23 protein-coding genes are annotated in these 19,191 nt (G+C 52.6%); 11 read left to right on the forward strand and 12 right to left on the reverse strand.

Going from position 1 to position 19,191, the window contains the following annotated elements:
- From ABD892_RS17115 to trpC, 4 genes are all read left to right on the forward strand, one after another.
- Positions 1–407, forward strand: a 407-nt coding sequence (locus ABD892_RS17115; protein WP_345197170.1) for a hypothetical protein, incomplete at its 5' end; no start/stop codon positions are given.
- 341 nt (positions 408–748) lie between these two features.
- Positions 749–1,333, forward strand: coding sequence for an anthranilate synthase component II (locus ABD892_RS17120; protein ID WP_345197171.1), 585 nt, complete (start codon positions 749–751; stop codon positions 1,331–1,333).
- A 16-nt stretch (positions 1,334–1,349) separates the two neighbouring features.
- Positions 1,350–2,387, forward strand: a complete 1,038-nt coding sequence (trpD, locus tag ABD892_RS17125; protein ID WP_345197173.1) for an anthranilate phosphoribosyltransferase — start codon at positions 1,350–1,352, stop codon at positions 2,385–2,387.
- A gap of 1 nt (position 2,388) precedes the next feature.
- A complete protein-coding gene (gene trpC / locus ABD892_RS17130) occupies positions 2,389–3,201 on the forward strand; it encodes an indole-3-glycerol phosphate synthase TrpC (protein ID WP_345197174.1) in 813 nt (270 codons plus the stop codon).
- A 62-nt stretch (positions 3,202–3,263) separates the two neighbouring features.
- Here the strand turns inward: trpC and cutA are convergent, their stop codons facing one another.
- Positions 3,264–3,587, reverse strand: a complete 324-nt coding sequence (gene cutA / locus ABD892_RS17135; protein ID WP_345197175.1) for a divalent-cation tolerance protein CutA — start codon at positions 3,585–3,587, stop codon at positions 3,264–3,266.
- A 197-nt stretch (positions 3,588–3,784) separates the two neighbouring features.
- On the opposite strand from cutA, the gene ABD892_RS17140 reads away from it, so the two are divergent.
- Positions 3,785–5,314 carry a SulP family inorganic anion transporter gene (locus tag ABD892_RS17140; protein WP_345197176.1) on the forward strand — a complete coding sequence of 510 codons (1,530 nt, stop codon included), beginning with the start codon at positions 3,785–3,787 and terminating at the stop codon, positions 5,312–5,314.
- 51 nt (positions 5,315–5,365) lie between these two features.
- Here the strand turns inward: ABD892_RS17140 and crp are convergent, their stop codons facing one another.
- Together crp and ABD892_RS17150 are read right to left on the reverse strand one after the other, a co-directional pair.
- Positions 5,366–6,007 carry a cAMP-activated global transcriptional regulator CRP gene (crp, locus tag ABD892_RS17145; RefSeq protein ID WP_345197178.1) on the reverse strand — a complete coding sequence of 214 codons (642 nt, stop codon included), beginning with the start codon at positions 6,005–6,007 and terminating at the stop codon, positions 5,366–5,368.
- A gap of 12 nt (positions 6,008–6,019) precedes the next feature.
- The gene (locus tag ABD892_RS17150; RefSeq protein ID WP_345197179.1) at positions 6,020–6,151 is read right to left on the reverse strand and encodes a hypothetical protein; all 132 of its coding nucleotides are present in this window, start codon (positions 6,149–6,151) and stop codon (positions 6,020–6,022) included.
- A 192-nt stretch (positions 6,152–6,343) separates the two neighbouring features.
- Here ABD892_RS17150 and ABD892_RS17155 point away from each other — a divergent pair, with 192 nt between their 5' ends.
- Positions 6,344–6,763: an OsmC family protein gene (locus tag ABD892_RS17155; RefSeq protein ID WP_345197180.1), complete on the forward strand. Its 420-nt coding sequence runs from the start codon at positions 6,344–6,346 to the stop codon at positions 6,761–6,763.
- A gap of 19 nt (positions 6,764–6,782) precedes the next feature.
- Here the strand turns inward: ABD892_RS17155 and ABD892_RS17160 are convergent, their stop codons facing one another.
- From ABD892_RS17160 to ABD892_RS17185, 6 genes are read right to left on the reverse strand one after another with little or no spacing between them, the layout of a single operon-like run.
- A complete protein-coding gene (locus ABD892_RS17160; protein ID WP_345197182.1) occupies positions 6,783–7,130 on the reverse strand; it encodes a histidine triad nucleotide-binding protein in 348 nt (115 codons plus the stop codon).
- A gap of 28 nt (positions 7,131–7,158) precedes the next feature.
- Positions 7,159–7,344 carry a hypothetical protein gene (locus ABD892_RS17165; protein ID WP_345197183.1) on the reverse strand — a complete coding sequence of 62 codons (186 nt, stop codon included), beginning with the start codon at positions 7,342–7,344 and terminating at the stop codon, positions 7,159–7,161.
- A gap of 33 nt (positions 7,345–7,377) precedes the next feature.
- Positions 7,378–8,163 (reverse strand): SDR family NAD(P)-dependent oxidoreductase, encoded by a 786-nt coding sequence (locus ABD892_RS17170; protein WP_345197185.1) that lies wholly within the window; start codon positions 8,161–8,163, stop codon positions 7,378–7,380.
- Between the two features lie 59 nt (positions 8,164–8,222).
- Positions 8,223–9,029: a DUF805 domain-containing protein gene (locus ABD892_RS17175; RefSeq protein WP_345197186.1), complete on the reverse strand. Its 807-nt coding sequence runs from the start codon at positions 9,027–9,029 to the stop codon at positions 8,223–8,225.
- A 53-nt stretch (positions 9,030–9,082) separates the two neighbouring features.
- Entirely contained in the window at positions 9,083–9,508 is a 426-nt protein-coding gene (gene hemJ / locus ABD892_RS17180; protein ID WP_345197187.1) for a protoporphyrinogen oxidase HemJ, read from the reverse strand.
- A 27-nt stretch (positions 9,509–9,535) separates the two neighbouring features.
- Positions 9,536–11,287 carry a chloride channel protein gene (locus ABD892_RS17185; RefSeq protein WP_345197188.1) on the reverse strand — a complete coding sequence of 584 codons (1,752 nt, stop codon included), beginning with the start codon at positions 11,285–11,287 and terminating at the stop codon, positions 9,536–9,538.
- Between the two features lie 253 nt (positions 11,288–11,540).
- Here ABD892_RS17185 and argC point away from each other — a divergent pair, with 253 nt between their 5' ends.
- From argC to erpA, 4 genes are all read left to right on the forward strand, one after another.
- Complete coding sequence (gene argC, locus ABD892_RS17190) at positions 11,541–12,572, forward strand: N-acetyl-gamma-glutamyl-phosphate reductase (RefSeq protein ID WP_345197189.1); 1,032 nt, start codon at positions 11,541–11,543, stop codon at positions 12,570–12,572.
- A 44-nt stretch (positions 12,573–12,616) separates the two neighbouring features.
- Positions 12,617–13,369, forward strand: a complete 753-nt coding sequence (locus tag ABD892_RS17195; RefSeq protein WP_345197190.1) for a DUF6776 family protein — start codon at positions 12,617–12,619, stop codon at positions 13,367–13,369.
- A 4-nt stretch (positions 13,370–13,373) separates the two neighbouring features.
- Complete coding sequence (locus tag ABD892_RS17200) at positions 13,374–13,871, forward strand: bactofilin family protein (RefSeq protein ID WP_345197191.1); 498 nt, start codon at positions 13,374–13,376, stop codon at positions 13,869–13,871.
- A 95-nt stretch (positions 13,872–13,966) separates the two neighbouring features.
- The gene (gene erpA / locus ABD892_RS17205; protein ID WP_345197192.1) at positions 13,967–14,320 is read left to right on the forward strand and encodes an iron-sulfur cluster insertion protein ErpA; all 354 of its coding nucleotides are present in this window, start codon (positions 13,967–13,969) and stop codon (positions 14,318–14,320) included.
- Between the two features lie 72 nt (positions 14,321–14,392).
- On the opposite strand, the gene ABD892_RS17210 is transcribed toward erpA, so the two are convergent.
- Together ABD892_RS17210 and ABD892_RS17215 are read right to left on the reverse strand one after the other, a co-directional pair.
- The gene (locus tag ABD892_RS17210; protein ID WP_345197193.1) at positions 14,393–15,520 is read right to left on the reverse strand and encodes an anhydro-N-acetylmuramic acid kinase; all 1,128 of its coding nucleotides are present in this window, start codon (positions 15,518–15,520) and stop codon (positions 14,393–14,395) included.
- Positions 15,517–16,890, reverse strand: a complete 1,374-nt coding sequence (locus ABD892_RS17215) for an OapA family protein (protein ID WP_345197194.1) — start codon at positions 16,888–16,890, stop codon at positions 15,517–15,519. Before ABD892_RS17215 ends, ABD892_RS17210 begins: the two co-directional genes overlap by 4 nt.
- Positions 16,891–17,181: 291 nt before the next feature.
- Between ABD892_RS17215 and tyrS the strand changes: the two genes are divergently transcribed.
- Positions 17,182–18,489 carry a tyrosine--tRNA ligase gene (gene tyrS / locus ABD892_RS17220; protein ID WP_345197196.1) on the forward strand — a complete coding sequence of 436 codons (1,308 nt, stop codon included), beginning with the start codon at positions 17,182–17,184 and terminating at the stop codon, positions 18,487–18,489.
- A 49-nt stretch (positions 18,490–18,538) separates the two neighbouring features.
- Here tyrS and bcp read toward each other — a convergent pair whose 3' ends face one another.
- Entirely contained in the window at positions 18,539–19,009 is a 471-nt protein-coding gene (gene bcp / locus ABD892_RS17225) for a thioredoxin-dependent thiol peroxidase (protein ID WP_345197197.1), read from the reverse strand.
- Between the last annotated feature and the right edge of the window lie 182 nt (positions 19,010–19,191).

A 19,191-nucleotide genomic window follows, 5' to 3' on the forward strand; every position in this document is an offset into this window, starting at 1 on the left:
GCTGGGTTACATGGCTGCGCGAACCTGCCCCATGCCAGCAAGGCTTCTCAAGCTGGCTGAGCCACAGTGGTAATCAGGAAAAAATATTGCATGCAGGTATCCATAATTATTTCCGGATTATTTGTGAATGTTCTCCTTTGCGCCATGGCCATGCAGAAGCTCTGATTGTGGGTACTGTCAAAGGAAAGAAAGATAAGCGTTATCCAGATAATAACTTGCCAGACAGGCTGGATTATCCCGCAGATTTTCAGCAACAGGCTATGGAACTCACGCGGTCGTGCTTGTCAGAACTTGACCTGCTACCTGTGACACAGCAGTTTTGCTGGATGGATCAGGCTGTGAGCGAGCGCTCACAATATGTTCGTGGTAATAAATCCAAACCGTCTTCTGGTGCGGGGCCTGCTTAATGTTAGTGCTATACCGCTGTTTGTCCGGCAAAGGAGGGGGCGTGTATGCAGGCTGAAATAACATGGTTTCTTTGTTGACCTATCAGCACGATGTTTCTGATTAGGTAAAAATGCCGCTTCCATTGTGTTTAGGGTGCAGAATACGTCTATCAGTAAAACCTCCTTTAGCGATGTTTAATCTAGAAGATTTCTTATGCGCGAGCGGTGTGTGTCAGCGTCGAAGTAGAAGAAAATACGGATAAATATGGTAGGATTCAGGCCAGTTCCCAGTCTCTGTGCTGCAATGGTGCAGGAAGATGGGTTCGGCGGTATGGCTGTAAATCTCTAAACGGAAGGCCTTTATGCTCGTAATGATCGATAACTACGATTCTTTCACCTATAACGTTGTCCAGTATTTGGGAGAGCTGGGCGCGGACGTGAAGGTGTATCGCAATGATGAGATTACCGTGAGCGAGCTGGAAAAACTGTGGCCAGACCATATCGTGATATCTCCCGGACCCTGCACCCCCAATGAAGCCGGTATCTCCATGGAGGCTATTCGCCATTTTGCCGGTCGGATCCCATTGCTGGGTATTTGCCTTGGGCACCAGAGCATGGGGCAGGTATTCGGTGGTGATGTCGTGCGGGCGAAACAGGTGATGCATGGCAAGGTGTCCGCGGTGCGTCATGAGGGGAAAGGCGTCTTTGCCGGGTTGGACGATCCGCTGACCGTCACCCGTTACCATTCGCTGGTGGTGAGCGCTGACACACTGCCGGACTGCCTGGAAATCACTGCCTGGACCGAAAATGAAGACGGCAGCATGGATGAGATCATGGGGCTCAGGCACCGCGAACTGGCCATTGAAGGGGTGCAGTTCCATCCGGAATCCATCATGACCGAACAGGGCCATGCATTGCTGGCCAACTTCCTCAAACAACGAATCTGAGCCAGGAGTGGGTGTAATGGATATCAAACAGGCAATCAGCAAGGTGGTTCAGCACCTGGATCTTGATCAGGATGAAATGGTATCGGTCATGAAACAGATCATGACTGGCGAAGCGACCCAGGCCCAGATTGGCGCATTCCTCATGGGATTGCGCATGAAAAGCGAAAGTATTGATGAAATTACCGGCGCGACCCTGGTGATGCGGGAACTGGCCAGCAAGGTCGTGGTGAAGGGGGATCACCTGGTTGATATCGTCGGTACCGGTGGTGATGGCGCCAATCTGTTTAATGTTTCCACAGCATCGGCATTTGTCGCTGCAGCAGCTGGAGCGCAGGTAGCCAAGCATGGAAATCGCGGGGTTTCCAGCAGCACTGGCAGTGCAGATCTGCTTCAGGCGGCCGGTGTGAATATTGAACTGAACGCTGAGCAGGTGGCGCGTTGCGTCGAAGAAGTCGGTATCGGATTTATGTTTGCGCCCATGCACCATGCGGCAATGAAATATGCGGTCGGGCCGCGTAAAGAGCTGGGTATTCGCACGTTCATGAACATTCTCGGGCCGATGACTAATCCTGCCGGAGTGCCCAACCAGGTGATTGGTGTCTTTACCCGGGAGCTTTGCCGCCCCATGGCGGAAGTATTGAATCGCTTGGGCAGTAACCATGTTCTGGTAGTGCACTCCCGTGATGGGCTGGATGAAATCAGTATTGCCAGTGAAACCTATGTGGCGGAGTTAAAAGACGGCCAGGTCACGGAATACACCATCAATCCAGAGGTATTGGGTATCAAGAGTGAAAGCCTGATCGGTTTGGCTGTTGAAGATTCCGCCGGTTCACTGGCATTGATTCGTGATGCCCTGGGTAAGCGCGAAGGGGAATCTGCGGATAAAGCGGCCAATATGATTGCGTTGAATGCCGGGGCGGCGATCTATGCCGCGAATGTCACGGCAACGCTCAAACAAGGGGTGGAGATGGCGCAGGATGCCATCCTGACGGGCTTGGCGCTTGAGAAGTTGCAGGAACTGGCCAGTTTCAGCCAGGTATACCGGGAGGTTTGAGGTGACAGAGACAACCCCGACTATTCTCCGCAAAATCATTGCCCGCAAGCATGAAGAGATCGCGGAGCGCCGACAGGCTCGTTCGGTTGAAGCCCTGAAGGAAGCCGCGCAGGCTGCCAGCCCTGTGCGCGGTTTCGTTCGCGCCATGCAGCAGCGGGTTGATGCCGGGCAGGCAGCGGTGATTGCCGAGATCAAGAAAGCTTCTCCAAGCAAGGGCGTGATTCGGGCAGACTTTCATCCGGCGGATATTGCTGTCAGTTATGAGCGAGCAGGCGCCGCCTGCCTGTCCGTACTGACAGATGTCGATTTCTTCCAGGGCAGTGATATCTTTTTGCAGGAGGCCAGAGCCGCCTGCGCCTTGCCGGTAATTCGCAAGGATTTCATTGTGGACCCTTACCAGGTCTATGAGGCGCGGGCGATTGGGGCAGACTGTATCCTGCTGATAGCGGCATCCCTGGATGACGAAGTCATGCACGGGCTCAATGATCTGGCACAGTCGCTGGGGATGGATGTGCTGGTGGAAGTCCATAATGCTGAGGAATTGCAGCGGGCGCTGACACTGGATAACCGTCTGCTTGGGATTAACAATCGCAATCTGCACACGTTTGATGTGTCGCTAGACACTACCTATGAGCTACTGGCACAGATTCCGGAAGACCGGCTGGTGGTGACGGAAAGCGGTATTCATACCGCTGATGACGTCTCAGCGATGATTGCAAGTAACGTCTATGGGTTTCTGGTGGGAGAAGCATTCATGCGCAAGCCGGATCCAGGCCAGATGTTGAGGGAGTTGTTCGCATCCTGTCTCGACTAGAAGGGTATTTCCTGAAGGTATAAAAAAGCCTGGTGGAGAGCACCTCCGCCAGGCTTTTTTAGTTACTTCGTTTCTTTCTTGACCCAGTCCAGATACTCGGTCAAGCCTGCGGTAATCGGCAGTTGGATGATCTGCGGCACTTCATAGCTGTGTTCTGCCACCAGGTAAGCTTCCAAATCAGTATATTTTGCGCAGGTGGTTTTGATTCGCATCAGGATCTCATTTTCAGTCTGAACTTTGCCTTCCCACTGGTAATGGCTCTGTATCTGGCTGGTCTGGACACAGGCGCCCAATCCTTTTTCGATGATCGCCCTTGCGTGGGTGTCCGCCTCCAGCTGGGTTGGACAGGTGGTCATTACCACACAATACTCTGTTTTTTTGCTCATTGGATGTATGCAGCCCGTCAGTAGTTGAGAGAAAAGAACCAGCAACCACAGGTGTGTGAAGGTAGCCAATGCCGGTACCTCGCCATGCGTGTCCAGATACCTATCAGTCTAACGGTTTTTGAGAAAAGGGCAGGTTCTGGTATGATTCGCGGCCTTTTACATGCCTACCTTCGAATCCTGAACAATAACGAATGCCTATGACTTTCACTAAGCTCGACCGATTTTCCCGGTACAAGAACGATATGTTGTCAGGTCTGACGGTGTCCCTCGCGCTGGTGCCCGAAGCGGTTGCCTTTGCCTTTGTCGCGGGTGTTGGGCCGCTTACCGGCCTGTATGCGGCGTTCATGGTGGGGTTGATTACTTCTGCCATCGGTGGACGTCCCGGTATGATCTCCGGTGCGACCGGCGCGCTGGCGGTGGTGATGGTGTCGCTGGTGGCAACCCATGGGGAGCAGTACCTGTTTGCAACAGTGGTGCTCATGGGACTTCTGCAGATGCTGGCGGGCGTTTTCAAGTTGGGGAAGTTTATCCGACTGGTGCCCCATCCGGTGATGCTTGGCTTCGTGAATGGTTTGGCGATAGTGATCTTTCTTGCCCAGCTGGAGCAGTTCAAGGTTGTGGGTGCAGATGGTATCAAGGTCTGGCTCAGTGGCGAGCCGCTCTATCTGATGCTGGCACTGGTGGCGTTGACGATGGCCATCATCATGTTTCTGCCCCGCCTGACCCGTGCGGTGCCTTCTTCCCTGGCGGCGATAGTCGGTGTCTCCGTGCTCGTGATTGGATTCAATCTGGATACCCGCACGGTTGGTGATGTGGCGTCCATTGCCGGTGGTTTGCCGAGTTTCTCTATTCCTTCAGTCCCCATGACCTGGGAAACACTGGAAATTATCTTCCCTTATGCGGTGATCCTGGCGGCTATTGGCCTGATTGAGTCATTGCTGACAATTAGTGTGATTGATGAGCTGACCGACACCACTGGCCAGAATAACCGGGAATGTGTTGCCCAGGGTGTCGCTAACACCGTGACGGGGTTCTTTGGTGGCATGGGCGGCTGCGCCATGATCGGCCAGAGCATGATCAATGTGAACTCCGGTGGCAGAGGGCGCCTGTCTGGCCTTGTCGCGGCGCTGATGCTGCTGGTGTTTATCCTGTTTGCCTCTTCCCTGATTGAACAGATTCCCCTGGCAGCCTTGACCGGTGTGATGTTTATGGTGGTGATCGGCACCTTTGAATGGAGTAGTTTACGCATTCTCAACAAGATTCCGGTGAGTGATGCTTTTGTGCTGATTCTGGTCTCTGCCGTGACGGTATGGACGGACTTGGCGGTGGCTGTCATTGTTGGTGTGATTGTTTCTGCGCTGGTCTTTGCTTGGCAGCATGCCAAACACATCCGTGTGGATATGCGTATGAATGAGGCAGGGAGTAAAGTCTATGAATTGCATGGACCACTGTTTTTTGGCTCCGTCAGCCATTTCATGGCGCTGTTTGATGCCAAGGGTGACCCTGAGGATGTGATTGTTGATTTCCGTTATTCACGGGTCTGCGATCATTCGGGGCTGGAAGCGATTGATACGCTGGCTGAGCGTTATACCAAGGCGGGTAAGAAACTGCATCTTCGCCATTTGACCGAGGAGTGCCGTTCACTGCTGAGTCGTGCGCAGTATCTGGTCGAAGTGAATGTGATGGAAGATCCACACTATCACGTCGCCAGCGACAAGTTGGGTTAATGTGAAAAAGCCGGCAATTTGCCAGCTTTTTTAGGGTGGGTTGATCAGTATTTAGCGGGTACCAAAGACCACCATGGTTTTGCCTTTCACGGAGACCAGTTCCTGGTCTTCCAGGTTTTTCAGTACCCGTCCCACCATTTCCCTTGAGCAGCCGACGATACGGCCGATTTCCTGACGGGTGATACGGATCTGCATGCCGTCAGGGTGGGTCATCGCATCAGGTTGCTGGCAGAGATCCAGCAATGTGCGGGCGACACGTCCGGTCACATCCAGGAAGGCCAGGTCACTGACTTTACGGGTGGTTTGCTTGAGTCGTGCAGCAATCTGGGTGCTGATATCAAACAGGATGCCGGGCATTTCCTTGCTTAGCTCCCGTACCCGGGTGTAACTGATTTCAGCGATTTCACAGACTGTCCGCGCCTTGACCCAGGCGCTGCGAACACTGGTTTCATCGTTCAGAAACAGTCCCAGCTCGCCAAAGAAATCGCCGGCGTTCAGGTAGGCAATGATAATTTCACGCCCTTCGTCGTCTTCCACAAAGACGGTAACAGAACCTTCAACAATATAGTAAAGGGTGTCGGCCGGGTCGCCGGCGCAGATGATATTGTTCTTGGCCTTATAGCGGTGACGGTGGCAGTGTGTCAGGAAACGCTCTTTTTCCGTCAACGGTCGGGACTGTGCGAGTACTACCATAGGTTTCCGGCATCAGTTAATGGTCAGCGAAACGGCCTGATGTGCCAGCGGACAGAAGTGTGTACCACTTTCCGGTGGCGGACGGGCCGGTGTTGTTATCAGTATCAGGGCACCGTGATTTCGAGTACCATTTGCGACATCCATGCCAGTGCCTCCACTCTACGGGTTCACGATTGTCAGGTCTGCGAGGCAGGTCACAAACTGCTTAAGTGATCCGTATGTGGTTAGCGATACTGGATTATAAAGAGCCTGGTGCGGGTGTGTACCCCTCCTGATCATGCAGGACATACAGCCTGCATCACACCCACCGGACAGTGAGTACAGGTAATAACGCGAATGAAAGCACAAGTAAAGTGGGTTGATGGTTTTCGGTTTGTCGGTGAAACCCAGAGTGGGCACTCGGTGGTGATGGATGCATCACAACAGCACGGGGGCAATAACCTGGGGCCGAGCCCGATGGAGATGATCCTGCAGGGCGTTGGCGGATGCTCATCCATTGATGTGGTCAGTACGCTCCAGAAGTCCCGTCAGGACGTGCTTAGCTGCCATGTGGATATTGAGGCAGAACGTGCCGATACCGTCCCAGCCGTTTTTACCAAAATTCATTTGCACTTTGTCGTTAAAGGACGTGACCTGAAGGAAAATCACGTTAGCCGTGCTGTGGCGCTGTCGGCTGAAAAATACTGCTCGGCATCCATCATGCTGGGCAAAGCTGGCGTGGAGATCACGCACAGCTTTGAGGTACAGGCAATCTGATCAAGGATTAGTCTGTTACTTAGCCGGGCGGCCACTTCATCTGACGGCCGCCCAGCAGATGCAGATGAATATGAAAGACACTTTGACCTGCACCCCTGTTGCAGTTCATCGCAACCCGGTAACCACTTTCACCGATTCCCGCCTCTTTCGCCAGTCGGCTTGCCGTTAGCATCAATTTTCCCAGTACCTGCGTATCGCTTTCGTCAGCATCGTTCAGCGTATTGATATGTTTGCGTGGAATAATCAGGCAATGGGTCGGGGCTGCCGGGAAAATATCCCTGAAAGCGATGACATCGTCGTCTTCATAGACTTTTTCTGCCGGTGCATCTCCGTCAATGATCCGGCAGAACAGACAGTCTGTACTCATGGAGGACTCCTGTGAATTGTGCGCGCCGTTATTCCTCCGGCATCAGCAGTTCGTGACCAACCACCTTGTCTATCAGATCGTAGGGGATTTTGTATTTTCGCCCTTCGTATTTTACGACCACGTGCGCATGACACATGCGCACAATGGTGCAGTTGGTGATCTGCTTGCCATCGCTGACCCGGACAATATTGTAGTTATGCAATGAGAGTGACATCGAGTGTTTTCCGTCGGTTAATATCCCAGAGCATCAAATGCTGTGTTGGTTGAGCCAGCCGCTAACGGCTGTTTGCATGTTTCTGGGTGATACTCTTCCACTCTGGGCAATCATTTTGTTGATAAAGCCGGGAATGACAAGTCGCTTGCCACTGCGTAACCCTTCAATGCCTGCAGCGGCTACGGCTTCTGCTGTCATGGTTGCCGGGTTGGCGAAGATTTTTTCCTCTGGAATGCCGGCATTTTCAAAAAACGGTGTTTTGACCGGACCCGGGCAGAGTGCCGTGACGGTAATACCATGGGCTTTCAGTTCATGCCCAAGTCCTTCTGAAAGACTCAGAACATAGGCTTTTGACGCATAGTAGTTGCTCATCCAGGGGCCGGGCTGGAAACCGGCAATGGAGGCGACGTTCAGAATCCAGCCCTGCTTGCGTTCCGCCATATCCCGGGCAAACAGTTTGCACAGTTCAGCTAGTGTGACGATGTTGAGTTGGATCAGACGGTATTCGTCGTCAAAGTTGGTGCTGATCCAGTCGCCGCGGGTGCCGACGCCGGCGTTATTGATCAGGATGTCGATGTTCAGTCCTTGAGACTTGCACCATTCATGCAGGGAGAGTGCAGCGCCATTCACGGCGAGATCCATCGGACAGGACGTGACGGTGACACCAAACTGTTCGGTGAGTGTCTTGGCCAGTGCCTGAAGGCGTTCGCCGTTGCGGGCGACCAGCACAAGATCATGTTTTTGTTTGGCCAGATAGTGGCACATGGCTTCACCGATACCGGTGGATGCACCTGTAATCAGTACTCGTCCTTTCATCATTCTGCTCCCTCAGGGGTATTGTGGTTTTCCCAGCGAGCAGAGACTGATCGCCGTATTTTTTATCGTAGTGGTGGGGCTGGCTGGCCATATGCCTGTTGCAGCAATGCCTGTACGTTGCTGAAGTTTGCCACAAGGGCTAGCATGGACGCTATGATAAACAAGAGTGGTAGCACAATCGCCAGCAGGCTGATCACCGTGGAGGGGGGGGCTGTGGTGTTGCCGTACGGGTTCACTCCCCGGTGGCCGGGGGACAGGGCTATATAACAAAAATAGGGGATGTTTGTCAGTGGTGTAAGGCTGATCAGGCTCAACCAGCCACTGTGGCCAATATCGTGTAGTCGTCGTATTTGCAGTGGAATACAGGCAAGTATCGCAAGCAGGCATGTTGATATTGTCGTTATGATGGCTGCGCCTTGGGGGATGATTGATGTTGAACCCGTCGCCAGAATCCATGCCGTCGACGATAGAACAGCGGCCAGCAAAAAACACAACGAGGTATAGGTTATAAAGTGAACGCGCCCAAGACGGCCTTTCGATGAAAAAGCGTCAATGGTTGTGGGGGCGTCTGGTTGTTCCGTTTCCCAGGGGGGGATTTCGTGAAGAGTATCCAGAACAGTGGCAGTGTATGCCGGCTTCTGGATCAAAATGCGGCACATGGCACCCGCTCGAGTAATCGCTTCCTCATACAGCCGGGCTTCCTGTTGTCTTAGGTTTTTCCGGACAATGATCGGTTGTCCGGAAAACAGGCGCTCTATTTGTGGCGGTTCGGCCTGGAACAGGTCCGTAAAATTCTGTTTGACCTGTTCCGTGTGTTGATCGGGATGTGTCTGCCCTTCAAAGACGACTTTGTACAGTGTGGTATCCATACGGTGCAATCCTTGCCCTTTTTATGGTTGTTTTATCGTTGTTGGCTCGGGTGTCAGAATGGTCGCACAACAACCAATATCACTATACCAAGCAACAGCAGCACCGGAAACTCATTAAAAAATCGGTAGAACGTATGGCTGCGGGTGTTGCTATCGTTAGCAAAGATTTTCAGTAACCGGCCGCAGACATGGTGGTAGCCCAGTAACAGAAGAATCAGTGCCAGCTTGGCATGGAACCACCCCTGTTTGAGCAGGAATGGCTGCATATGCAAAAGCCAGAGGCCAAAGGCCAAGGTCAGGATCATGGAAGGGGTGGTAATACCACGGTAGAGCTTTCGTTCCATGACCTTGAAACGCTCAATGCTGATGTTGTCGCTGCTCATGGCATGGTAGACATAGAGCCGTGGTAGATAAAACAGACCCGCAAACCAGCAGACCATACTGATGATATGAAACGCTTTAATCCACAAATAAAGCATTGAAGGCGTCATCCCGTGTTATTGGTGTCAGTGGGGTACCTGGTACCAGGCTTCGATATCGGCACGGGTAATGATACCCGTTATTACATCACCGTTTCGCCTGTCTCTGCTGACCACATAAAGCGCATTCAGGCTATTCTGGTCCATTCTTCTCAAGGCTTCATGCAGAGTGGATTTGATATCAATGGCACCTACTTCCAGCCGTTTGGCGGGAATGCCGAGCAGGTCAGCGGTTTCAACCAGCGTGTAGTGGGCATCAAACGTTAGCTGTTCCAGCTGGCGAGCCAGTTCAACGGCTGGCATTAAACTTTGTGGTTTTCCGTTGTTATTGATAAGTAGCCAGCGCGGTTTTGTTTTGAGGGCGTTGTGCAGTTGTTCAAACGGGCAGTGTCGCTCCAGTTGCTGCAGGCTTCGGCTCATCACGCTGGCAACGCCGGCGCGCCGTAGTGCCTGGGCGACCGGGTCGTGACGAAAATCGAGACCGTCAGCGGAGAGCATTTGGGTGAATATTGATTGCTGCCGGAACAGCTGGCTGGTGATGAGCCAGGCGATGATGATCGCAATCAGGGAGGGCAGAAGAATGCCGGGGTTGCGAGTTAATTCCAATACGGTGATCAATGCGGTCAATGGTGCCTGCAAAACCGCGCCTAACATAGCGCTCATACCAACCATGGCCGGAAAACCACTGACAGTTGCACTGAGCCCGAGCATATTGGTGAGACTTCCCACCGTACTGCCTGCGGCTGCGCCAATAAACAGGGACGGGCCAATTAAGCCGCCGGGAACCCCCAGGCCTACGCTTGCGGCACTGGTACACAGCTTTCCGATGGTGAGAAGGCAGAGGAAAGTGAAACCGAGATTGTTGAACATGATGTCCGACAGTGTGCCGTAGCCAATACCCATTACCTGTGGAAGCCAAATGGCAGTCAGGCCAGTCAGTAAGGCGGCACAGGTCAGGCGAAGCCATAACGGGTAAGGATTCGTACGGGCAAACAGGATAATCAGGCGACAAAAGCATACGGCCAGTAAGCCCATGGTAATCCCGGTAATAATGATCAGCGGGAGCTCGTTAACCGTGGTGACGGTAAGTGATGGCACATGAAATGCCGGTTCTGTGCCGTAGAGGCTGCGAGTGATCACCGCCGCGATCACGGATGCCAGCATCACAGGAATAAAACCGGCGACGGTGTATTCCATGACCACCACTTCCATGGCAAACACGATACCGGCAATCGGGGTGTTAAACACGGAGGAAATCGCTGCCGCACTGCCACAGGCGACCAGTACTCGCAGACTGTTATTGGGAAGGTGTAACCATTGGCCCAGTAGGCTGCCGCTGGCGGCGCCCAGGTGTACGGCGGGTCCTTCGCGTCCGATTGAATGACCGGAGGCTATCGCAGCCACGCCTGCGAAAAACTGAAGTAAAAAAGGTTTTAGCGGGAGCCGTCCCTGGTGCAGGCTTAATCGTTCAATCACGTGGGCAATGCCCAGGCGATGCTTGGGGTCATGCAGCAGGCGAAAGAGTGTCACAATGGCAGCGACACCGATCAGTGGCAACAACAGGCGAAGGGGCCACTCAAGTGCCGCAAAATCATCATAATCGGGGGTGGGTAAATACAGGCTCGTAAAAAAAGTAATTAATTCCCGAAAACCCGTGGTGACGAGTGCTGTGAACAAACCGGTCAACAGCCCCAACAGGACTAATTGGGGGATGGCATCCGTATCAGCAAGCTGTTGACGAAAACGGTAGAAGGAGGGGCGGCGGGGCGTCAATCGCATCAGTGGGTTCCGCCGGATTGTGGTGTTGCTGGAATCATGAATTTCCCTGTCATCCAAGAGCTGTCATCATTTTTTGCCTACCATTATGCAGAAGCTGGTGTGAATCGCCATGACTCAGGGCAGGTCGTCAATGAGATCTTTCATTGTCTTAATGTGAAAAGGGCGACAGATTACGCGCGTTAATGGCTGTAGATTTTAACTAAAGCCATTTATTATAGCCGGCTGTTTTCGCGGGGGCGTCGAGGAGAAATCAGTGATCAAGGTTGGGATTGTTGGTGGAACAGGCTATACCGGAGTCGAACTGTTGCGCTTGCTGGTGCAGCATCCGGCCGTTGAATTGCGGGTGATTACCTCACGCTCCGAAGCCGGTCGAGGTCTGGACCATCTGTTCCCGAGCCTGCGAGGCCATACTGACCTCTGCTTTGCTGAGCCGGACGTCGACGCCCTGGCTGGGTGCGATGTGGTCTTTTATGCCACACCCAATGGCGTTGCCATGACCCAGGTGCCGGAACTGCTGGCACGTGGCGTACGGGTAATTGACCTGGCTGCGGATTTCCGCTTGAAAGATGCGGATACCTGGTCCGAATGGTATGGCATGGCGCATGCCTGCCCGGCGTTGCTTGAGGATGCCGTCTACGGGCTGCCTGAAGTAAATCGTGCCGAGATTGCATCAGCACGGCTGGTGGCCAACCCGGGCTGTTACCCTACGGCGGTGCAACTCGGTTTTCTGCCGTTACTGGAAGCGGGCTTGATTGATGCCGGAGCCATGATTGCCGATTGTAAATCCGGTGTCAGTGGAGCCGGGCGACAGGCCAATGTCGGTACGCTGTTGTGTGAGGCTGGTGAGAGTTTCAAGGCGTATGGTGTGAACGGCCATCGTCACCTGCCCGAAATCAGGCAGGGATTGAATGCGGTCAGTGGTGGTTCCTGCGGGCTGACGTTCGTGCCTCATCTGACCCCCATGATTCGAGGGATCCATGCCACATTGTATGCCCAGTTGGCCGATGACAGTGCAGATTTGCAGGCACTCTACGAGGCCCGTTATGCCCGTGAGCCTTTTGTGGATGTGATGCCTGCAGGCTGGACGCCAGAGACACGCAGTGTGCGTGGTTCTAACATGTGTCGAATGGCGGTATGCCGGCCGATGAGCGGGAATACCGTGGTGATACTGTCTGTTATTGATAACCTTGTAAAAGGCGCTGCCGGTCAGGCTGTCCAGAATATGAATATCATGTTCGGGCAGGAAGAGTCAGCAGGCCTGACACAGGTGGCCTTATCACCTTAAGGTGATCTGTTTTTATGCAAACTGTGTGACTGGAGAATCTTCGCTTGAAGCGTGCGGGAGAAACTGAACCGACTTACCGTGTTGTGCATAACGATCCGACTCGACGTCGTCGGCAATGGCTGGTGACCGCAGTGGTTATGCTGGGTGTAGGGCTGAGCGGTTATTACCTGGGCGGTTCCTGGGCCTGGCATGAGATTAAGGTCATGCGTGAAGAGCTGATCCATAATCAAGTGCTGATTCAGGAGCAAAGCCAGCAGGTTGCCCAATTGAAGCAGCAGATCGCTATTGCTGAGCGTGCTGGCCAGATCAATCGTGATGCGGCAGAAATGGTTCGTAAAGATGTCCGTCGATTAAAGGACGACAATGCGAGACTGAACCAGGATCTTGCATTCTATCGGAGCATCATTGCGCCGGAAGAAGAGGAGGGCGCGGTATCTATTCAAAAGTTTGAATTGTTGCCGACAGGCCAGCCTCGCCATTTCCAGTGGAAGCTGGTGGTGATGCAATCGGCTAAACAACACCAGTTCCTCAAGGGGGAATTGCAGGCGACCGTTGTAGGCAAGCAGGACGGCCAATCCGTCAGCTTTGCACTGCACGAGTTGTCACCCCAGCTCGATGGCAAGAACATCCGGCTTGGCTTCCGCTATTTTCAGAGTATTCCCGGTGATGGTACCCGGGGCGAGATCGCGTTGCCGGAAGGGTTTACGCCTGAATACCTGCAGGTAACCGGCCATATTACCAGCCCGAAGAAACGGGACATCGATCGCAAGTTTAACTGGGTTATTAAAGAGGCGTAGTAGTATGTGGGGAAAATCCAAATCTGCGGACAAACCCGTGAATACGACCAAGGCAGTCGCGCGTAACAGCGATGCAACCACGTTGATTTCGCATGGTACTGAAATCCATGGCGATGTACGCTTCCATGGCAGCATGCATGTGGAAGGCCGGATTGTTGGTGATGTGGTGTCGGATGATGGCGTGTTGCGACTGGCCGAAGCGGGCAGCATCGAAGGCGATATCCATGCGCCCAATGTGGTCGTTAATGGCAAGGTTAAGGGCAATGTGTACGCCACGGAGCGCCTGGAGCTGGCGGCCAAGGCCGAGATCAGTGGTAATGTCCATTACAGTCTGATTGAAATGGTTATGGGCGCACAGGTGAATGGTAGTCTGGAACATATGCCTAAACTGGCCGAAACCAAGGTTTCTGACATTCCGTTGAAGAATAAAGACGGAAAGAAAGCCGCCGACAAGGAACGTATTGAAAAGCAGGTCATGCAGGTTGAGGTGGAAGGGACCTGAGGATTGTCAGTTCTTGTAACATGACAAAGTTGACTGGAATGCTCGGTTAATTGAATAATTGTTGAAGTTGATAATGCAGTACATCGGGAGCACGAATGTCCGCCGCTGAGACCTTTATACCTGAGCCAATTACCTTCACCGAAAATGCCGCCACAAAAGTGCGCGACCTGGTGGAGGATGAGGGCAATGATCGCCTGATGCTCAGGGTGTTTGTAACCGGTGGTGGATGCTCCGGTTTTCAGTATGGGTTCACCTTTGATGAAGAGCTGAATGACGATGATACCGTCGTTGAAAAGTTTGGCGTGAAAATGGTTGTGGACCCGATGAGCTTCCAGTACCTGGTCGGTGCGGAAGTTGATTACGTAGAAGGCTTGGAAGGTTCGCGCTTTATCGTGAATAACCCCAATGCCACCAATACCTGCGGCTGTGGTTCCTCGTTTACGATCTAATCTTTGTCGCCAGCTGAAGATTTCAGCTGGCAGATGCCTTTCTTCTATTACTTCACAGACGGCTTAAATCATTCAGGCCGGATAGATTCCGCCAAGGATGCGCTGGCCTTTGGCATTGGTGACGCTGGGAAGGTTGCCGGGTAAACCGTGGATGGTCTGTCGGGCCAGCCAGGCAAAAGCGACGGCTTCAACCCATTCTGCGGCGAGCCCAAGTGAGCGTGTGCTGCTAACGGAAATATCCGGTAGATGAAAAGCGATGCGTTCAAGCAGTGCACTGTTGTATGCGCCACCGCCACAGACAAACAACTCCTGACAGTCGACGGCATAGCGTTGGATATCGGCGGCAATACTTTTCGCCGTCAATTCCATCAGGGTTGCCTGAATATCGGCGGGAGTCAGAGAGTCATGTTTGTTCAGGAAGCGATTAAACCATTCCGCATTGAAATGCTCTCTCCCCGTACTTTTAGGTGGCTGTCTGCTGAAATAGGCATCGGATAAGCAATCATGCAATAGGGCGTGATCGACAGTCCCACAGGATGCCCAGCTGCCATTAAGATCGTAGCGGGTTCCCTGGTGTTTCTGGTTCCAGTAATCCATGAGCGCATTGCCTGGACCCGTATCGAAACCACTGACAGGAATGTGTTTCGCTGTAGGCAGAATGCTGATATTGGCAATACCGCCAATATTCAGGATGACGCGATTTTTTTCCGGATGGCGAAAGACTGCTTCATGAAAAGCCGGTACCAGTGGCGCGCCCTGCCCACCGGCAGCCATATCACGGCGCCGGAAGTCGGCAACAGTGAGAATGCCGGTCAGCTCGGCAATATGGCTGGGGCTGCCAATTTGCAGCGTATTACCCACTTGCGGCAGGTGACGGATGGTCTGTCCATGACTGCCAATGGCTTGAATATCTGATGCCGGTATCGACGCCTCTTTCAGCAGAATGCTCACGGCCTGTGCACTGATCTCTGCGACCTGAATATCGGCTTTCGCCATACGGATTATTTCATTGGGGCCATCCTGGCAGAGCGCAAAGAGTGATTTGCGCAGTGTTTCTGGCAGGGGGATGGAAACCTGATGCTTCTGCAAAGGAAATGCTGATCCCAGGTCAACCAGCACGGCATCCATTGCATCCATGCTGGTGCCGGACATGAGGCCAATATAGAACTCGGAATCGGGATCCACGTGTTGCATCGTCATTTGTTGTTGCTTTTCGCTGCCAACAGAGTGCTGCTTTGGCGAGTTTCCAGTTCTGCCAGCATCACGCGAGTGATCCGGCCGAAGTGTGCCATCTCTGACTTGGGCAACGGTTTGGCATCGGGCAGTTTGACCTTGAGTGGGTTGCGGTGCACACCATTAACCCGGAATTCATAATGCAGATGGGGGCCTGTTGCGTAACCAGTCATTCCAACGTAGCCGATAATCTGACCCTGTTTTACCCGTACACCTTTTCTCATTCCTTGTCGGATATTGCGCATATGAGCATAAACGGTGGTGATACTGTTCGGGTGGTTAATGTACACCACGTTACCGTAACCACGCTGCTTGCCGGCAAAGTGGATGGTGCCGTCACCAGACGCCTTAATGGGGGTGCCGGAAGGCGCTGCGTAATCGACAGCTCGGTGTGGTCGGTCGGTTTTGAAGATTGGGTGTTTACGGTTCGGGTTATAGCCTGAGCTTATCCGGGTGAAGTCAACCGGTGTGCGGATAAAGGATTTACGCAGGCTTTCACCTTCGGGGGAGTAATAATCGGTCTTACCTTTGCTGTCGGTATAACGGATGGCTCGATAGGTTTCTCCGCGATTCTGGAATTCTGCCGCAAGAATGTTGCCGTAGCCGATTGACTTGCCATCCAGGAATTTCTCTTCATAGATCAGGCTGAAGCTGTCATTGCTGCGGATGTCCAGAACAAAATCGATATCCCAGCCAAAAATATTGGCCAGTTCCATGGTCAGTTTGTCCGGTAGTCCTGCCCGGTTGGCTGACAGGAACAGGGAATCTTTAATCACGCCGACAACGTGGTTCTGGCGAATCTCGGGTTTCCGTATCACTTCATCGGCGGTGAAACTGTCACCACTGCGGGTAAAGTGCAGGCTTTCCAGCCGGGTGCGGACATAACGCAGTTGTTGCAGTTCGCCATCAATGAAACCAAACTCGAGCGTTTGCCCTGGCCTGATGGACGCCAGCGATTTGCCTTCTTTGCTGCTGCTGACCAGTTTATGCAGGGTGTTGGCACTTAATCCCTGCTTGGAGAAAATCACTGACAGGGTATCGCCTGACTTAATTGTGACGTGTTTCCAGTCAATGGAAGGCGCAACGGGTACAGCTGTTTTTTGTGTTGCATTATTGCCAGCAGCCGGTGGCTGCGTCAGATTATTGTCGATAATCTCGGCTAAGCTCTCGGGTGTCTCAATGGCCAAGGGAATTTCTGTGCGCTTGGCAGAAACAGGCTCAGAGGGAACAATGATTAACAACAGGGAAACAACAGCCATTAAACCCGCCGCCAGAGCGAGATGACGTTTCGGAAAGGCTTTCAGTGATTGTTGCGTAGCGCGGCGGTGGTTGGTCATACTCCTGGAGCCAAAATAACTTAAGTTCGCTGGATATTAATAAAAATAGATTATAAACGCATATTTTTTGCGGTAATAGTCAGTAAGCGTCGGCTTTACATGATCATGAACTGCGTTACACCATGATTACCCGACAGAGTGTTCATTTATTTACTTCAGCGTAGGGGAAAGCGGTTGTCTTTTTAATGGTTTGCGGTATGTTTTGCCGTTTAAAATTTCTGCTACAGCGCATAGCGCGATTGCATGGCTGAGTTTCTATCCGGTGCGCCGGACAATTACAGGTAGTGAGTGATGTCAGACGATCAAAACGCATTATTGCAGGATCTGCAGGCCCGTGGGCTGATCAACCAGGTGACCGCAGTCGAGGAGTTGGCGGAGCATCTGGGCAGCGGTTCCCGTACGCTGTATTGCGGTTTCGATCCGACTGCTGACAGCCTGCATCTGGGACACCTGGTGCCGCTGCTGGTGTTGCGCCGTTTTCAGGAGGCCGGGCATAAGCCGATTGCGCTGGTGGGTGGTGCGACCGGACTGATTGGTGATCCCAGCTTCAAGGCTGCGGAGCGACAGCTTAATACGGGCGACGTTGTCGCCGACTGGGCTGACAAAATTCGTGGACAGGTCAGCCAGTTCATTGATTTCGACTGTGGTGAGAATGCGGCGATTGTTGCCAATAACCTGGACTGGACCGGTGACATGAATGTGCTCGCTTTCCTGCGTGATGTAGGTAAGCACTTCTCTGTCAACAACATGATCAACAAAGAGTCTGTGAAGCAGCGCATTGAACGTGAAGGTTCCGGTATCTCCTTTACTGAATTTTCCTACATGCTGTTGCAGTCTCTGGACTTTGCCGAGTTGAATCGTTTGCATAGTTGCACGTTGCAGATTGGTGGTAGTGACCAGTGGGGTAACATCGTCGGTGGCATCGATCTGGCTCGCCGCATGAACAAGGCGCAGGCGTATGGTCTGACCGTTCCACTGGTTACTAAGGCGGATGGTACCAAGTTTGGTAAAACAGAATCCGGTGCGGTTTGGCTGGATTCCAGCAAGACATCCCAGTACGCGTTCTACCAGTTCTGGATGAATACTGCAGATGCGGATGTTTATAAATTCCTGCGCTACTTCACCTTCCTCAGCATGGAAGAAATCCGTGGCATTGAAGAAGAGGATGCACAGATTCAAGGGCGTAAGACCGGTCAGGGGATTCTGGCCCGTGAGGTGACCCGTCTGGTGCATGGTGAAGAAGGTCTTCGTTCTGCAGAGCGTATTACTGAAGCCCTATTCTCAGGTGAGCTTTCCGGATTGTCCGAACAGGAACTGGAGCAGTTGCGTCTGGATGGTCTGCCGTCATCAACAGTCACGATTTCAGAGTTGGAAGGCATGCCTATGACGCAGCTGTTTGCAGATCACGGCGTGGCACCTTCTGGTAAGCAGGTAAAGGATGCGCTGGGACGCAATGCGGTGACATTTAATGGTGTTGCCAAATCAATGGATGACAATATGAAGCTGCCAGAATGCTTTGCCCGGGAGAATGCCCTCTATGGACGCTTCTTCCTCGTTAAGCTGGGCAAGAAAAAGCATCACCTGTTTGAAGTGCAATAAACTAGAATTTTGAACTTATAAAAAGGCCGGAATGATCCGGCCTTTTTCTTTATTTGCTTTCCAGGTAATTGATCACTGTCTCGTGGTGATCTTTGGTTTTGAATTTATCAAAGATCTTCTCAACGACACCGTCTTCATTAATAAGGAAGCTGATACGGTGAATGCCGTCATACTCCTTACCCATGAATTTCTTGAGTCCCCAAACGCCAAACTGGTCGGCGACAGCATGGTTCTCATCGGAGAGCAGCGTAAAATTCAGGTCATGCTTGGCAATGAATTTCCCCAATCGTGCGACAGGATCAGGGCTGATTCCAAGAACAACAACGCCATGCTGGTCGAGTGCGTCTTTGCTATCACGCAGACTGCAGGCCTGGGTTGTGCATCCTGGTGTCATTGCTTTGGGATAAAAATACACCAGTACCTTATTCTTACCGGCAAAATCGCTGAGCGATACGGTATTGCCATCTTGATCAAGTAAGGCGAACGCGGGGGCTTGGCTGCCTGCCTCCAGATATTTCATGGTGTTACTGCTCCATTGTCATGGTGTTTTTGAATGTTTAGGGTGGGGATTATACCTAAATATTGCCAGGGCACTTGATGTCTTCAGGCTTATCGATAGAATGCGCCTCCTGTTGCGGTCAGCTTCCCAGCGACCCGGTCGTCAAACGCCGAATTATCCACAGGATGAAACGAGCGATTGAC

The organism is Kistimonas scapharcae (genome assembly GCF_039540975.1).
In the GTDB taxonomy this organism is placed as follows: domain Bacteria; phylum Pseudomonadota; class Gammaproteobacteria; order Pseudomonadales; family Endozoicomonadaceae; genus Kistimonas; species Kistimonas scapharcae.

Coding starts and splice junctions, on each gene's coding strand:
- ABD892_RS17140 (WP_345197176.1), top strand. CDS start 3,785: ATGACTTTCACTAAGCTCGACCGATTTTCCCGGTACAAGAACGATATG.
- ABD892_RS17155 (WP_345197180.1), top strand. CDS start 6,344: ATGAAAGCACAAGTAAAGTGGGTTGATGGTTTTCGGTTTGTCGGTGAA.
- erpA (WP_345197192.1), top strand. CDS start 13,967: ATGTCCGCCGCTGAGACCTTTATACCTGAGCCAATTACCTTCACCGAA.
- cutA (WP_345197175.1), bottom strand. CDS start 3,587: ATGAGCAAAAAAACAGAGTATTGTGTGGTAATGACCACCTGTCCAACC.
- ABD892_RS17170 (WP_345197185.1), bottom strand. CDS start 8,163: ATGATGAAAGGACGAGTACTGATTACAGGTGCATCCACCGGTATCGGT.
- ABD892_RS17160 (WP_345197182.1), bottom strand. CDS start 7,130: ATGAGTACAGACTGTCTGTTCTGCCGGATCATTGACGGAGATGCACCG.
- bcp (WP_345197197.1), bottom strand. CDS start 19,009: ATGAAATATCTGGAGGCAGGCAGCCAAGCCCCCGCGTTCGCCTTACTT.
- ABD892_RS17165 (WP_345197183.1), bottom strand. CDS start 7,344: ATGTCACTCTCATTGCATAACTACAATATTGTCCGGGTCAGCGATGGC.
- ABD892_RS17185 (WP_345197188.1), bottom strand. CDS start 11,287: ATGCGATTGACGCCCCGCCGCCCCTCCTTCTACCGTTTTCGTCAACAG.
- hemJ (WP_345197187.1), bottom strand. CDS start 9,508: ATGCTTTATTTGTGGATTAAAGCGTTTCATATCATCAGTATGGTCTGC.
- ABD892_RS17215 (WP_345197194.1), bottom strand. CDS start 16,890: ATGACCAACCACCGCCGCGCTACGCAACAATCACTGAAAGCCTTTCCG.
- ABD892_RS17210 (WP_345197193.1), bottom strand. CDS start 15,520: ATGACGATGCAACACGTGGATCCCGATTCCGAGTTCTATATTGGCCTC.
- ABD892_RS17200 (WP_345197191.1), top strand. CDS start 13,374: ATGTGGGGAAAATCCAAATCTGCGGACAAACCCGTGAATACGACCAAG.
- crp (WP_345197178.1), bottom strand. CDS start 6,007: ATGGTAGTACTCGCACAGTCCCGACCGTTGACGGAAAAAGAGCGTTTC.
- ABD892_RS17120 (WP_345197171.1), top strand. CDS start 749: ATGCTCGTAATGATCGATAACTACGATTCTTTCACCTATAACGTTGTC.
- ABD892_RS17150 (WP_345197179.1), bottom strand. CDS start 6,151: ATGGATGTCGCAAATGGTACTCGAAATCACGGTGCCCTGATACTGATA.
- ABD892_RS17175 (WP_345197186.1), bottom strand. CDS start 9,029: ATGGATACCACACTGTACAAAGTCGTCTTTGAAGGGCAGACACATCCC.
- tyrS (WP_345197196.1), top strand. CDS start 17,182: ATGTCAGACGATCAAAACGCATTATTGCAGGATCTGCAGGCCCGTGGG.
- trpD (WP_345197173.1), top strand. CDS start 1,350: ATGGATATCAAACAGGCAATCAGCAAGGTGGTTCAGCACCTGGATCTT.